Raw genomic sequence first — 13052 nt, 5'->3', positions numbered from 1 at the left:
GCTTGCTTGCCGACCGAGGTCAGCGGACTGACGATGTCGTTCCCGCTCGTCCCGTCGACCCGGACGCCGGAAAAGGGCGGGGTCGGGTCGAAGCGGTCGTTCACCCAGTCGTAGACGCCGTCGAGGAAGTTGACGAACTCCACGTTCGAGACGGTGTCGACGCCGTCCTTTGCGTTCGCGATGCGCCCCGTCGCGCGATCGATCGTGCTGTCGGAGAAGCGGCCGACCATCTGGACGAAGTCGATGCCCTCGCCCCCGTCCATGACGTCGTCGCCGTCGCCGCCGATCAGGACGTCGTTGCCGCCCTCGCCGGTCAGGCGATCCGCGCCGGCTCCACCCGAGATCCGGTCGGCGGCGGCGGAGCCGAAGACGGAGTCGTCGCCCTCGCCCATGTCGATCGCGTCGATGCCGTCGAGGACCGTCGAGCGAAGATCGAAGGTGTCGGCGGCGTTCGACCCGGTCAGTGTCACGCCGGTGAAGCCGCCGGCCGTCACGAGTTCCACGCCGGACAGGCCGTTCAGCGCGATGACGGTTTTGTTGGCAGAGGCCTGGAGCACGTCGTAGCCGGCGCCGCCCTCGACGGAACTGATGCCGTAACCGGGGCCGGAATAGTTCGAGTGGCTGAAGTTCTCGACGAGGATCACGTCGTCGCCGTCGCCCGCGTCGATGCGGTCGTTGCCGCCGCCGAGCTTGATCGTGTCGTTTCCGGCGTCGCCGAACACGGCATCGTCGCCGAGCCCGCCTTCCAGCACGTCGTCGCCGTCGCCGCCGTGGATCTCGTCGTGGCCGAAGCCGCCGGCGACGACGTCGTTGCCGGCGCCCGCCTCGATCCGGTCGTCGCCCTCATCGCCGGTGATGCGATCGTTGCCGGCGCCACCGAGGATCCGGTCGGCGCCAAGCCCGCCGGAGAGGAGGTCGTTCCCGTCGCCGCCGTCGATCGTGTCCGCCCCGTCGCCGCCCCGCACGAGATCGTTGCCCGCGCCGGCGTCGATCGTGTCGTCGCCCGCGCCGGCATCGACGAAATCCATGCCGGACGACCCGGCGAGGGCGTCCTGCCCGTCGGTACCTGCGACCGAGTGGAAGATCGGATCGACGCCGAGCTTCGAGAGATAGGCATCGAGCAGCCGCAGCCCTTCGATCGCCGACGAGACCGTGGTGCGATGGATCGGGTCCTGCAGCGACAGGTCGTCCGCCCCGAGGAAGGTGACGTCGCCGTTCGCCTCGTCGGCCATGGTCTGCGCCAGGCGGACCGCGTCGGCATAGTCCTTCGCCATGTAGGGCGACCATTGCGGGTCGCCGTAGATCGTGGTGCCGAGCTTCGAGGCGAGGATCGCGGTCGGCCCGACATCGGCGCGCAGGCGCGCGAAGAGGTCGTTGAGACCGTCGAGATATTCGGCCGTCGTCGCGCCGGCTCGCGCGTCGTTCTCGCCCTGGATCCAGAGGACGAGCTCCGCATGGCCGCCGACGACATTCAGCTTGTCGAGGAACCTGTCGTAGAGGCTCCCCTCCGCCGTCGATTGCCAGTTGCCGTTGGAATTGGTGTATTTCGCGAGAAGCGACGTGCTGCCGAACGACCCGTCGACCAGCGCGACCGGCACGCTGGTGCTGGCGGCGAGCGCGTTGGCGAAGGTGCGGGCGGCGTCGCCGGAAATCGTCGCCCACTCGCCGTTCTTCAGTTGGAATGTCTCGGGCGAGGCGTCGACGACGCCGCGCGATGGAGTGCCGTTCGAGTACCAGTAGCCCATGTTGGACTGGCCGATCGTGCCGACCACCATGCCGATCGCCAGCGTATCGGTGACGACCTGCCCGTTCTTGACCACTTCGAGCGTGTAGCCCGAGCCCTGCGGCACGCCGCCGATGACGCCGCCGCCCGTCCAGTCGCGGACGACCGAGCCGTCCTTCAGGATGCGGGCCTGCTCCCCCGTGAAGTGCACGTCGGCGGCGTTCGAGGCATCGCGTTGCAGGAAGATCATCGGACGGCAGCTCCCTCGACGATCCGGCCGGATGCGAAAACCCTTCCGAAGGAAGAGCGGAGGCCGGTATCCGTTGGTTTCCCCTAAGGAACTCGTTAACGATTGCTCAGTGCATTCGTCAACAGCCGCAAGGGATTGAGGAATTTTCCGGTTAACGTGTGGCCCGTCTGCCAGAGGCGGCAGGAGCATCGTCGCGACGTGCAGGTTTCGCGGGGATGAGCCCGAAAAGCAAAACGCCCACCGGGGGAGGAACCGGCGGGCGTCGTGCTTGGACCTGACGGCTGGGAGGAGGATGCCGCCGGTCGTTCCATGCCGACCCTGGGAGGAGGATGGGTCGACACGAACCTTGTATGCACGAAGATCTACGCCGCGCTTGCCCGTTCCGCCATGCCCGCCGTCGCATAGCAGCTACGCGGAAAATGGGCAGCTGGTGGAAATGGCGCTTCGATGCGCAGCTTTCGCGCCAGGACGCGATCTTTCGGGCAAATGACGGGTCGGGCCGGAAGCGCTTAATCCTTCGAGGCGAGTTTGTCCTGCGTTTTGGTGTCGAAGTCGTTTGCCTCGTGCCGCTCGTGCAACTGCTCCGACGGCTCGCCGCTTAGCCGGTTCACCATCCGGCCGCGCTTGACCGCCTGCCGCGCGTAGAGCGCGTCCGCCCAGCGCTGCACGTTCCTGTAGTCGCCGGCCGACAGGAACTCCGCCGCGCCGTACACCCAGTTCTTCGCGACGCCGCCGTACCAGGGGAACACGGCGATGTCGGCGATCGTGTATTCGTCGCCCGCCAGGAACTCGTTGTCCGCCAGCCGGCGGTCGAGAACGTCGAGCTGGCGCTTCGCTTCCATCGTGAAGCGATCAATCGCGTATTCGATCTTCACCGGCGCATAGGCGTAGAAGTGCCCGAAGCCGCCGCCGAGATAGGGTGCCGAGCCCATCTGCCAGAACAGCCAGGACATCGCCTCCGCGCGCCGGGCCGGGTCGGTCGGCAGGAGGGCGCCGAACTTCTCGGCGAGGTAGAACAGGATCGCGCCGGACTCGAACACCCGGATCGGGCTCGGGCCGGAGCGATCGAGAAGCGCCGGGATCTTCGAGTTCGGGTTCACGCCGACGAACCCTGAGCCGAACTGGTCGCCGTCGCCGATCCGGATCAGCCAGGCGTCGTACTCGGCTCCGGCGTGGCCGAGTGCCAGGAGCTCCTCCAGCATGATCGTCACCTTCTGGCCGTTCGGCGTGCCGAGCGAATAGAGCTGCAGCGGATGCCGGCCGACGGGCAGCTCCTTCTCGTGCGTCGCCCCGGCGACCGGACGGTTGAGGCTGGCGACCTGAGCGACGTTGCCGCCCTTGTTCCACGTCCAGATCTTCGGCGGCGTGTATTCGGAGGACTCGCTCATCGGATGCAACCTTCGCGCTGGAACCATGCCATCGGCGCCGGCAACTGGAGCGGAAGCGCCGCCGGGAAAGAGCCGAGCCCCGGCGTCAGGCCGTCAGTAACGAAGGCCGGCGAACCGTCCGTCCCTGTCGAAGAGGCCGATGCCGCTGACGGTTTCGATGAAGCGCTCGCGGCCGTAGCGCAGGCCCATCGCGGCCATCACGCCTTCCGCCGCGGCGCTCGGCTCCACCGGCCAGCGCTCGCCCTTCTCCACGAAGAGGATGCGCAGCGCGTTCGGATCGAGCCGCTCCGGCGCTTCGCCGGTGAGGTCGCGCACGACGTCGGCATAGCGGCTCGGCCCGTCGACGACGTTGAGGACGATGTGGAACACGTCGCCGCCCGCCACCGCGCCTTCGGCCTGCCGCAGGCGCTCCAGGCGCGGCGTCCGGCCGCTGCAGCCGACATAGGCGAAGCTGACCGAGACCGGCCGGCCGCGCGCCGCCGCAAGAAGCTCGTCCACGCTGGCCGCGCCGCCGGTGCCGTCTTCCAGATGGCCGCGCGCCGGAGCCAGCGCCTCGGCGAGATCCGGTCGCCGCTGCTCGCAACCGCTCACGGCGACGGCGGCGAGCGCCGCCGCGCCGAGCATCGCGAAGGAACGGCCGCGTTCCGTCAATGCGTCATGCCCTCCATGCCCTGCATGTTGTCCTTTCCGCCGGCGGCGCCGGGTTCCGGCGCGCCCAGCTTCTCGACCTTGAGCGTGACGTCGACCGCTCCGGCCTTCTCGAAGACGAGGGTCAGCGGCACGCTGTCACCGGCCTTGAGCGGCTGCCTCAAGCCGATCAGCATCAGATGGGACGCACCGGGCTTCAGCGCCACTTCCTGGCCCGCCGGCACGGGGAGGCCGTTTTCGAGCCGGCGCATGGTCATGACGCCGTTCTCGACCTTCATCTCGTGGATCTGCACGTCCGGCGCGGCCGGCGAGCGGGCGGACAGGAGGCGGTCGTCGCTCGTGCCGCCGTTCGTCAGCGTCAGGTAGCCGCCGCCGGTCTTGGCAGCCGGCGGCGTCGCGCGGCTCCAGGGATGGCCGACGACGATCGAGCCGACCTTGAACTCGTGGGAAGACGCGGCGAACGGGGCGAACACCGCCGCGAGAAACGCGACGGCCGCGACGAGGCGGGTATTTCGGAGCATGGCACGAGACCTCTGAGCAAGCGCGACGGCCAGCACTTCGGCCCGCGCGCCGGCATTCGCAAGGGGACGGACCGCCGCACGCCGCTTGGCGGCGGTGGGCGAGCGGTCGTTCGGAGCCGATTCAGGCGGCGCGCAGGCGTCCGCCGCCGGCGGCCGCTCGCCCGAGCAGCCGCTCGGCCGCGACGCCGAAGCCGAGGCCGAGGCCGGTCCAGAGCACCGCGTGGATGCCGAGCGAGGCGAGGCGGAAGCGCCAGAGCACCGAGCCGGAGAAGCCGGCCGGCACCTCGTCGATCGCCGGCAGCGCCAGCGCCGCGACGGCGACTACCAACAAGAACGCCCCGGCACCCGCGAGCCCGGCCGTCCAGACGCCGCGCCCCGCGAGGAGCTTCAGCGTCGCAAGGCCAAGGCCCGTTGCCACAAGCGAGGCGATGAGCACGGCGAAGAACAGTTGCGTGCGCAGCGCGATCGTCTCGTCCAGTCCGACGGCCGGCGGGTTGGCCGGGTATTTCAACTGCGGCACGAGCACGAGCGCGACGAAGCCGGCGAGCGCGACGAGCGCCGAAACGGCGCGCGGACTCAAGGTTCCGAACCGCCCGAAGGCGAAGGCGCCGGCTAGAGCGAACAGGCCGCCGATCGCGGTGCCGTAGACGACGACGCCGGTGAGGAGGCCGAGGCCGGCCTGCGTCTCGCGGCTGACGAGTTCCTCCTCGTCGCCGTGCGAGTGTGCGGCCGCGCCGTCGTGGGCGTGCGCCGGAGCGGCGGCGGCCTGTGCCTCGAAGCCGATGGCGTAGTCGACGGCGGGCTCGCCGAAGACGCGTGCGAAACCGAAGGCGAGAAGGCCGGCGAAAAAGCCGACGATCATGCCGCGCAGAAGCAGCGATCCGACCATGGCTTCCTCCTCAGTGGCAGGGGAAGCCGAGGAGGTGGCGGCCGTCATGCACGAATTCGTGCACGGCCATGCCGGCGATGAGCGAAGTCGCCCCTTCTTCCGCGCCGACGAAATAGATGGCGAGCAGCAGCAGCAGGCCGGCGAAGACCGCCCAGGGCAGGATCTCCCGCAGCGGAATCCGGAGCGGCCGGGCGGCCGGCGCGAGAACGGCGTTGGTCATGCGAAAGGCTCCCTCGGGATGACGCGTCCCGGACGGCTGCGGCGCGATCTCCGCGGGCGGGTCCGACTTCCGCTACGGGGCCAGCCCCGAGCGGTCACGGTGGCGCGACCGTGCCGGGTTCCCACCGGCTTCCGCACCGCGGTCGCTATCCGCAGCCTTGGAACGGCGGTGCCCTTCTGTCAATGGAGCCAAGATGCCGACCCGTCTCCTTCTCCTGTCGCACGGCCGGACCGCCGGCGAGGCCGCAGTCGGCTTTCCGGACGACGAATCCTTGAGCGACAAGGGGCTCGCCGCTGTCCGCCGCCTGGCGGAGCGCCTGCCGCGCCTCGACCGGGCCTTCGCGAGCCCGGCGCGGGCGGCGCGGGAATCAGCCGAGGCGCTCCGGGTCGAGGCCGCGCCCGAGCCGGCTCTCGGCGATCAGGACTGGGGACGCTGGCGAGGTCGGTCGCTGGACGAGATCGCAGCGAGCGAACCGGACGCGCTCAAAGGCTGGATCGCCGGCGACGACCCTGCACCGCCCGGCGGCGAGCCGCTCGCGGCGGTGATCCGGCGGATCGGGATCTGGCTCGACGGCCGGCGCGAAGCGGGCGGCCGGGTGCTCGCCGTCACTCACGCGGCGGTGCTGCGTGCGGCCGTGCTCCATGTCCTCGGCGCGCACCCGAGCGCCGCCCGCGCCCTCGACGTCGAACCGCTGACGCTCGCCGAATTCACCTGCGACGGCCGGCGCTGGGCGCTCGGCCGGCTGGGTCCATGGCAGGGCGGGAACTGAGCGAAGCCGTTTCCATCCTGTCGGAGAGCCTCTAAACGGCGACGGCATCACGCGGCGGCACGACGGGGCAGCTATGCACGGCAGACCATCGATCGGACGTTTCGCGGCGGCGGTCGCGCTCGCGCTCGCGCTGCTTTTCCTCGGCCTCGTCCGGGCCGGCGCGCAGCAGCCGGCGCCGGCCGGCGCCGCCGCGCCCGATCCGATCGCCGTGATCGACGCGCAGGCGAGCGCGCTGGAGGAGATCGGCCGCGAGGCGGACGCGTCGACCGATTCGGCCAAGAAGGCGGAACTGCGTGACCGCGGCATGACGGTCGGCTCCACTGCGAACGCGGCCGTCGGCGAGCTGGAGCCGCGCCTCGCCGCGCTCGACGCGCGCATCGCCGAGCTCGGCCCGGCGACGGACGCCGAAGCGCCCGACATCAAGGAGCAGCGCGCCCGGCTCGACGAAGAGCGCGGCACGGTGGATTCGGCGATCAAGCGCGGCCGCATCGTCGGCGCAGACGCCAAGGAAATGATCGACCGGATGATCCGGGAGATCAACGAAGCCTTCAACCGCGACACGTTCAAACAGGTCGCCTCGCCGCTGTCGCCGACCCTCTGGGCCGACTTCGCCGGCCGTCTCGACGACGACAGCGCGCGGTTGTGGGATTTCGTCCGGGTCTCGGCCGCGCGCATCCCGGCGGGGGATCTCAGCCTCCGGCTCCTCGCCGTGGCGGGCGCCCTCGGGCTCGCGTTCGTCCTCATCGTGCCGGTGCGCCGGCGCCTGCGCGAGGCCGGCCGCCGCTTCGCCGTTCGCCAAGTGCCGGGCACGCGGGCGCGCCGCTCGGCGCTGGCGCTCTGGTTCGTCACCGTCGGCGCGCTGACCGCGGCGCTCGCCTTCTTCCTCGTCACCCTCGCGCTCGACTGGGCCGAGATCCTGACCCGCGGCACCCGCCCCCTGGCCTGGACGATCGCGATCACCGCCTCGGTCGGGGCCTTCGTGGTCTCGCTTGGTGAAGGCCTGCTCCTGGCCGGCCAGCCGTCCTGGCGGCTCCTGCCGCTCGACGAGACCGCGGCGCGGCGCTTACGCCCCTATCCCGGCATCGGCGCGGGGCTGACCTTCACGGGCGTCTTCCTGGTGCAGGGCGGACAGGCCGTCGGCATCAGCCAGCCCGCCGCGATCGTCCTGAACTACGTCGTCGCCTTCGGCTATTGCGGCTTCATCGTCGCCGTTCTCGTCGCGCTGGTCCGGCAGCGGCGCAGCCACCCGGAAGCGGCCATCCGGGAGCCGAGCGCCCGGACGACGCTCGTCACCGTCGCGACGCTCGCCGCCTGGATCGCCGTCGCGGTGTCGATCGCAGCCGCGCTGCAGGGCTACGTCAACTTCGCGCTGTTCCTTTCGCGGCAGACGATCTGGACCGCGATCGTCGCGGCCTCGACCTACCTCCTCCTCGTCGTCGCCGACGACCTCTGCACGACGTTCCTGTCGAGCGAGAGCCGACTCGGGCGCTCGCTCCATACCGGCCTCGGCCTCCGCCGGACGCAGGTCGGCCAGCTCGGCGTGGTGTCCTCGGCGGTGCTCCGGATCGCCATCCTCTGCGTCGCCGCGATCCTCCTGTCCGGGCCGCTCGGGCCGGGCGCGAGCTCGCTGTTCTACCAGTTCGGCAACTCGTCCGAGATCCAGATCGGCGGCTTCACCATCGCGCCGGGCTCGATCCTGAAGGCGGTGATCGTGCTCGTGATCGGCCTCGGCGTCATGCGCGGTGTCCGGCGCTGGCTGGACGACCGCTTCCTGCCCGCGACCGACCTCGATCCCGGCGCGCGCAACTCCGTGTCCACCATCGTCAGCTATGCCGGCATCATCATCGCCGGCTTCTGGGCGCTGACGACGCTCGGCATCGGCGTCGAGCGCATCGCGCTGGTGGTCTCGGCCCTGTCGGTCGGCATCGGCTTCGGCCTCCAGGCGATCACGCAGAACTTCGTGTCGGGCCTGATCCTCCTCGCCGAGCGCCCGGTGAAGATCGGCGACACGGTGCGGATCGGCTCGGACGAGGGGGACGTCCGGCGGATCAGCGTCCGCTCCACCGAGATCCAGATCGCCGACCGCTCGACGCTGATCGTGCCGAACTCCGAGCTGATCACGAAATCGATTCGGAACATGACGATGGCGAACCCGCTCGGGCGCATCCAGATCGTCTTCTCCGCGCCGCTCGACGTCGACGTCGCCGCCGTCCGGGCAACGCTCATCGGCGTCTACGAGGCCCACGAGGCGGTGCTGGCCGAGCCGCCGCCGACCGTCTTCATCGAGAGCATCGACGAGGGCAAGGTGACGTTCCGCTCCTTCGCCTTCGTCGCCGGCCCGCGCCTCGTCTACGCGACGCGCAGCGCGATCCTGTTCGAGGCGCTCGGCCGCTTCCGGGCGGGCGAGATCCGCCTCGTCGCGTCCTGATCAGAACTCGAACCGGCTTTCGCGCCGGAAGGTCGGCTCGCGCCGCGACACGGCGTCCCCCTCCGCCACCTGCGCGGCCGGCGCCGCGCCGAGACGCCTCAGGATGCCCTCGACGGATGAGACGAGCCGCCCGAAGGCCATGACGAAGATGCCGGTGATCGCGGTCGGAAACGCCCCCATGCCGACCACCGCCATGGCATAGCCGCCCGGCACGCGGACCAGTCCCGCGAGCGGCAGGGTGCCGATCAGGAAGACGAGGAGGCCGAGCGTCGACACGGCGAGGCCGGGCTTCCAGATCGCGCCGATCGCGATCGCGGCGAGGATCGCGACGATCGGAAGGTTGCCGATGTTCGCCATCATGGCCGCCGTCCTCCTCCGAAGGGTTCGTCGCCGGCGACTATGCGACGAAGGACTGAACAGGCGGTTGACCACGGCCGTTCATCTCCGGTTCGGCTTGCGCTACGTAATCTGCCGGAATCAACGGGAGGTTCTCGACATGCGCGGTTTGGTGGCGGCGGTCGCATTGATGGCAACGATGCTCGCGCCGCAGGGCATCGCGCCGGCGGGCGCGCAGGTGGTGACGGCGCAGTACGGCGGCTACGACGACCGCTATTCGCGCGGCTACGACGACGACTACGGCAGCTACGACGATCCCTACTACGACCGCGGCCGCCGCTACGGGCGCGACGACGGCTACCGCTCCTACGATCGTCGCTACGGCCGGTACGACGACCGCGACTACGACGACCGGGACTACGGGAACCGGCGCGACGGCCGGCGGGGCTATTTCGACGACGACGGCGACCGGCGCGGCACCGTGGTGAAGCGGCTGTCGAAGAAGGACCGGATCTGCCTCCAGCGGCATTCGAGCTACGATCCGGAAACCGGCACGTTCAGGGACGGCCGCGGCGGCCGCAAGCCTTGCCGGGTCTGAGGTCGCCGCTCAGGCGCCCGGCTCGCCATCCCAGTAGTCGGCCTCGCCTTCGCGCCGGCCGACGAAACGGAAGCGCGATCCGTCCGGCAGCCGCGACACGGCGAGGAACTTGCCGGAGTCAGGATACTCGACCACTTCCGCCTCGACATTCGCCGAAACGCCGAGATAGCGCAGCGGACCGCTGCCCGTGTTGACGATCTGGTGGGCCGTCTCGGGACCGCCCGCCGGCGCGCCGAGCACGTCGCCGGCACGGACGGGATGCTCCTCCCCGCCGTAGCGGTAGGTCCCCTCGCCTTCGAGGATCACGAACAGCTCCTCTTCCTGCCGGTGGTTGTGGAACGGGCAGCCGCTCTTGCCCGGCGGCACCTCGCCGTAGCTGATGCCGAGCTTCGCGAGGCCGATGCGCCTGCCGAACGAGGCATCCGCCGAGGCGTAGCGCTCGCCCTGCGTCCAGCGGTCGAGCTCGAGGTCGGCGAGGTTGACGACGGGCTTCGCCGGTCGTGCGGGCGCATCCATCGCGCGTCTCCTTCCGCGTTCGTCCGTTCGGCGGGAGGCGACGTCCCTCAGCCGTCCCGGGACTGCCGGAGCCAGACCTTCAGGGATCGCGACCGGCCCCGCACCGGCAGCACCTTGGTCTCGAAACCGCCCGGCGACAACCCGGCGGACTGCATCACCGTATCGGACACCGCGAGTTCGGCGTCGGCGGCCTTCGCCAGTCCCTCCAGCCGGCTCGCGACGTTGATCGTGTCGCCGACCGCCGTCAGGCTCGCGACCGTGCCGTAGCCGACCTCGCCGACGATCGCTGGCCCCTGGTGAAGGGCGATGGCCACCCGCAGCGGCTCGCGCAGTTCGCGCCCGAGCGTCTCGTTCAGCTCGGCGAGGTCGGCGAGGATCCGCTCGGCAGCGGCCAGGCCCTGCTGCGCCGCCTGCGGCGCGGGAGACGACAGGCCGAACAACGCCATAGCCCCATCGCCGACGAACTTGTCGACCGCCCCGCCGTTGCCGGTGACGGCGCGGCCGACGAGCTCGACATAGCGGTTCAGGATGAACACGACGTCGTAGGGCAGCCGATGCTCGGCGAGGCTGGTGAAGCCCCTGATGTCGCAGAACAGGACGACGATCTCCCGCTCCTCGCCGTAGGATCGCAGCCGGCCGCTTTCGAGCGCGACGCTGGCCGCCGCCGCCGGGTGGACGAGCGGCACGATCCCGACGTCGCGCGACGGGCGGAACTGGCAGGCGAGGCGGACGCGCGGCCCGGCGCCGATGCGCTGGAGCGTCGCGCGCTCCGGCTCGCCCGGATGCGGCTGGCCGTGGAAGCCGTGGACGATCTCGATCCGGCAGGTGGAGCAGCGGGCCCGGCCGCCGCAGACCGCCTGGTGCGGGATGCGGGCGCTGCGGCTCGCCTCGAGGATGCTGAACCCGCGCGGAATCTCGATCGTGCGGCCGTCCGGGTAGGCGATGCGCACGCGGTCCCGCCGCCGGTAGATGCCGCGGGCGCCCCGTGCCGCGACGACGAGCGCGAGCGGCACCGCGAGGCCGAGGGCCAGCACGGTATCGACCCATTCGGGCGCGTGCGTGGTCCGCTCCGGCAGCGGACCGGCTCTGTTCGCGAGTTCCTTGCCGGCCTCCGCGAAGCCGAGCACCGACAGGACCGGCACGAGCAGGGCGACGGCGAACAGCGTCGGGCGCCACGCCGGGAAACCCGGCTTGGTCCGCAGCCAGAAGAAGAGGCCGAGGCAGAAGTGCAGCCACGCGATCAAGAGCGCCACGACCTGCCGGCCGCCGGCGACCGGGTTGCGGACCCAGAAGTTCGCGACGATATCCGGGTAGGTGGCCTCGATGCCGGTCGCGGCGAACTCGATGCGGGTGCCGACGACGTGCCCGATCAGGAGGAACGGCAGGACCAGGCCGAGCGCGGTCTGCGCCGCTTCCCTCGCCGGCATGCGAAGGCTGTGGCGGAGGTAGAGGGCGCGCAACGTCAGCACGAAATGCACCGCGACGGAGCCGTAGAGAAGCCCGGTGCCCGGCGGCGAGCGCCACGGGCCGGACAGAAAGGGACGCGCCGCCTCCATGGCGTCGACCGAGATCAGCCCGAGCGCGTGGTTCAGGAAATGGCAGAGGATGAAGCCGCCGATCGCGAGGCCGGAGAAGAGCCGCAGGTCGCGCGACGTGACGCGGCGAACCGCCGCCACCGCCGCTCGGCCGGGCCAATCGAACTGTCGCAACCTTCGCAACTGATGCAGCATCCGATCCCGAAACGACCCGCCGGGCGCGACCTTAGCCTGTCCCGCTCGTCGGCGAACCTGAAATCCTCGGCCCGGCGCGGGGTGCGGCGCCGTGGCATTCCGCCAGCGGACATCGACGCTGAACCGACGACAGCCATGTCGGACGACCACCGGACGGCGCGAACCGAGGCCTGGCATTGCCGCCGCCGGCGATCCGCCGCGTCACGGAGCGGCGCATGAGCCGGCGGCCGATCACCGAGGCGGAGATGGCGGCGGCGAGATTGCCGGGCGGCGGCTGGAGCGCCGCGCAGCTTCGGGCCTGGGGCGTGCGATGGCCGCCGCCCGGCGGCTGGCGCCGGAAGCTGCTGCGCTGCGGCGTTCCCGCCGCCTGCCCTTATCCGGAGGGCTTCGCGCCGGACACGGCGGCCTCGGCCGTTCCCCTCAACCCGCTCCTCGCCTTCGCCGCCACGCCCGCGCTGGTCGTGATGCCGCGGGACGCGATGGAGATCTTCACGGACGGGTCCTGCGAGCCGAATCCCGGTCCCGGCGGCTGGGGCTTCGCGGTCTATCGCGGCGGCGCAGAGGTGCACTGCGCCCATGGCGGCGAGGCGGCGACCACGAACAACCGCATGGAGCTGACGGCGGTGATCGGCGCGCTGCGCTGGCTGGCGCCGGCGGCGCCCGCGATCGTCTGGAGCGATTCGCAATATGTCGTCCGCGCCTGCCTCGAATGGCGGCACGGCTGGCGGAAGGCGAGTTGGACGCGCGGTGGGGGAGCGCTCGCCAATGCCGACCTCAGGCAGGCCCTCGACGACCTGCTGCAGGCCGGATCGGCCAACATCCGCTGGACCAGAGGGCATGCCGGGACGCCCGGCAACGAGCGGGCGGACGAACTGGCGGCGGTGGGCCGGCAAGCGGCGGTTCGGCGAAACGGACCGCTTCCGCCGGCCGACGGTTGAGTGCCTCGGGCCTGCCGCTCGCGGCGCCGATGTTCCGCCACGGCATTTAAGCCACACCCGGAAGGGAATTCCACCGTTGCCACGGACGTGAGTGGCTG

13 protein-coding genes are annotated in these 13052 nt (G+C 70.9%); 4 read left to right on the top strand and 9 right to left on the bottom strand.

The genetic code is table 11. From position 1 onward, the window contains the following. The 6 genes from F6X38_RS17000 to F6X38_RS16975 all read right to left on the bottom strand — a co-directional run. The coding region (locus F6X38_RS17000; protein ID WP_161992806.1) for a sialate O-acetylesterase at positions 1 to 1973 on the bottom strand (1973 nt) is incomplete at its 3' end. A 509-nt stretch (positions 1974 to 2482) separates the two neighbouring features. Next, positions 2483 to 3361 carry a glutathione-dependent disulfide-bond oxidoreductase gene (gene yghU, locus F6X38_RS16995; RefSeq protein ID WP_150971692.1) on the bottom strand — a complete coding sequence of 293 codons (879 nt, stop codon included), beginning with the start codon at positions 3359 to 3361 and terminating at the stop codon, positions 2483 to 2485. Positions 3362 to 3454: 93 nt separating this feature from the next. Further along, complete coding sequence (locus F6X38_RS16990; protein WP_150971690.1) at positions 3455 to 4012, bottom strand: hypothetical protein; 558 nt, start codon at positions 4010 to 4012, stop codon at positions 3455 to 3457. Further along, positions 4009 to 4530, bottom strand: coding sequence for a copper chaperone PCu(A)C (locus tag F6X38_RS16985; RefSeq protein ID WP_150971688.1), 522 nt, complete (start codon positions 4528 to 4530; stop codon positions 4009 to 4011). The genes F6X38_RS16990 and F6X38_RS16985 overlap by 4 nt, the downstream gene beginning before the upstream one ends. A 121-nt stretch (positions 4531 to 4651) precedes the next feature. Further along, entirely contained in the window at positions 4652 to 5419 is a 768-nt protein-coding gene (locus F6X38_RS16980; protein WP_150971686.1) for a CbtA family protein, read from the bottom strand. A 10-nt stretch (positions 5420 to 5429) separates the two neighbouring features. Beyond that, a complete protein-coding gene (locus F6X38_RS16975) occupies positions 5430 to 5639 on the bottom strand; it encodes a CbtB domain-containing protein (protein ID WP_150971684.1) in 210 nt (69 codons plus the stop codon). A gap of 193 nt (positions 5640 to 5832) precedes the next feature. Here F6X38_RS16975 and F6X38_RS16970 point away from each other — a divergent pair, with 193 nt between their 5' ends. Then, positions 5833 to 6408: a histidine phosphatase family protein gene (locus F6X38_RS16970; RefSeq protein ID WP_150971682.1), complete on the top strand. Its 576-nt coding sequence runs from the start codon at positions 5833 to 5835 to the stop codon at positions 6406 to 6408. Positions 6409 to 6481: 73 nt separating this feature from the next. Beyond that, on the top strand, positions 6482 to 8836 hold the full coding sequence (locus F6X38_RS16965; protein WP_150971680.1) for a DUF3772 domain-containing protein: 2355 nt from the start codon (positions 6482 to 6484) through the stop codon (positions 8834 to 8836). Here F6X38_RS16965 and F6X38_RS16960 read toward each other — a convergent pair whose 3' ends face one another. Continuing rightward, complete coding sequence (locus F6X38_RS16960) at positions 8837 to 9196, bottom strand: hypothetical protein (RefSeq protein WP_150971678.1); 360 nt, start codon at positions 9194 to 9196, stop codon at positions 8837 to 8839. A gap of 136 nt (positions 9197 to 9332) precedes the next feature. Between F6X38_RS16960 and F6X38_RS16955 the strand changes: the two genes are divergently transcribed. After that, on the top strand, positions 9333 to 9770 hold the full coding sequence (locus F6X38_RS16955; protein ID WP_150971676.1) for a BA14K family protein: 438 nt from the start codon (positions 9333 to 9335) through the stop codon (positions 9768 to 9770). Between the two features lie 9 nt (positions 9771 to 9779). On the opposite strand, the gene F6X38_RS16950 is transcribed toward F6X38_RS16955, so the two are convergent. Together F6X38_RS16950 and F6X38_RS16945 are read right to left on the bottom strand one after the other, a co-directional pair. Beyond that, complete coding sequence (locus F6X38_RS16950) at positions 9780 to 10286, bottom strand: cupin domain-containing protein (protein ID WP_150971674.1); 507 nt, start codon at positions 10284 to 10286, stop codon at positions 9780 to 9782. 47 nt (positions 10287 to 10333) lie between these two features. Next, on the bottom strand, positions 10334 to 11962 hold the full coding sequence (locus tag F6X38_RS16945; RefSeq protein ID WP_246191397.1) for an adenylate/guanylate cyclase domain-containing protein: 1629 nt from the start codon (positions 11960 to 11962) through the stop codon (positions 10334 to 10336). A 269-nt stretch (positions 11963 to 12231) separates the two neighbouring features. Here F6X38_RS16945 and F6X38_RS16940 point away from each other — a divergent pair, with 269 nt between their 5' ends. Beyond that, positions 12232 to 12954, top strand: a complete 723-nt coding sequence (locus F6X38_RS16940; protein ID WP_246191396.1) for a ribonuclease H family protein — start codon at positions 12232 to 12234, stop codon at positions 12952 to 12954. The last annotated feature ends 98 nt before the right edge of the window (positions 12955 to 13052 follow it).

Origin of the sequence: Plantimonas leprariae (assembly GCF_008802405.1) — a bacterium.
GTDB classification, from domain to species: domain Bacteria; phylum Pseudomonadota; class Alphaproteobacteria; order Rhizobiales; family Rhizobiaceae; genus Plantimonas; species Plantimonas leprariae.
This window is presented reverse-complemented; position numbering and strand designations above follow the sequence as displayed.

Excerpts from the sequence above, each read along its gene's own strand:
- yghU (WP_150971692.1), bottom strand. The coding sequence starts at position 3,361 with ATGAGCGAGTCCTCCGAATACACGCCGCCGAAGATCTGGACGTGGAAC.
- F6X38_RS16985 (WP_150971688.1), bottom strand. The coding sequence starts at position 4,530 with ATGCTCCGAAATACCCGCCTCGTCGCGGCCGTCGCGTTTCTCGCGGCG.
- F6X38_RS16980 (WP_150971686.1), bottom strand. The coding sequence starts at position 5,419 with ATGGTCGGATCGCTGCTTCTGCGCGGCATGATCGTCGGCTTTTTCGCC.
- F6X38_RS16975 (WP_150971684.1), bottom strand. The coding sequence starts at position 5,639 with ATGACCAACGCCGTTCTCGCGCCGGCCGCCCGGCCGCTCCGGATTCCG.
- F6X38_RS16970 (WP_150971682.1), top strand. The coding sequence starts at position 5,833 with ATGCCGACCCGTCTCCTTCTCCTGTCGCACGGCCGGACCGCCGGCGAG.
- F6X38_RS16965 (WP_150971680.1), top strand. The coding sequence starts at position 6,482 with ATGCACGGCAGACCATCGATCGGACGTTTCGCGGCGGCGGTCGCGCTC.
- F6X38_RS16960 (WP_150971678.1), bottom strand. The coding sequence starts at position 9,196 with ATGATGGCGAACATCGGCAACCTTCCGATCGTCGCGATCCTCGCCGCG.
- F6X38_RS16955 (WP_150971676.1), top strand. The coding sequence starts at position 9,333 with ATGCGCGGTTTGGTGGCGGCGGTCGCATTGATGGCAACGATGCTCGCG.
- F6X38_RS16950 (WP_150971674.1), bottom strand. The coding sequence starts at position 10,286 with ATGGATGCGCCCGCACGACCGGCGAAGCCCGTCGTCAACCTCGCCGAC.
- F6X38_RS16940 (WP_246191396.1), top strand. The coding sequence starts at position 12,232 with ATGAGCCGGCGGCCGATCACCGAGGCGGAGATGGCGGCGGCGAGATTG.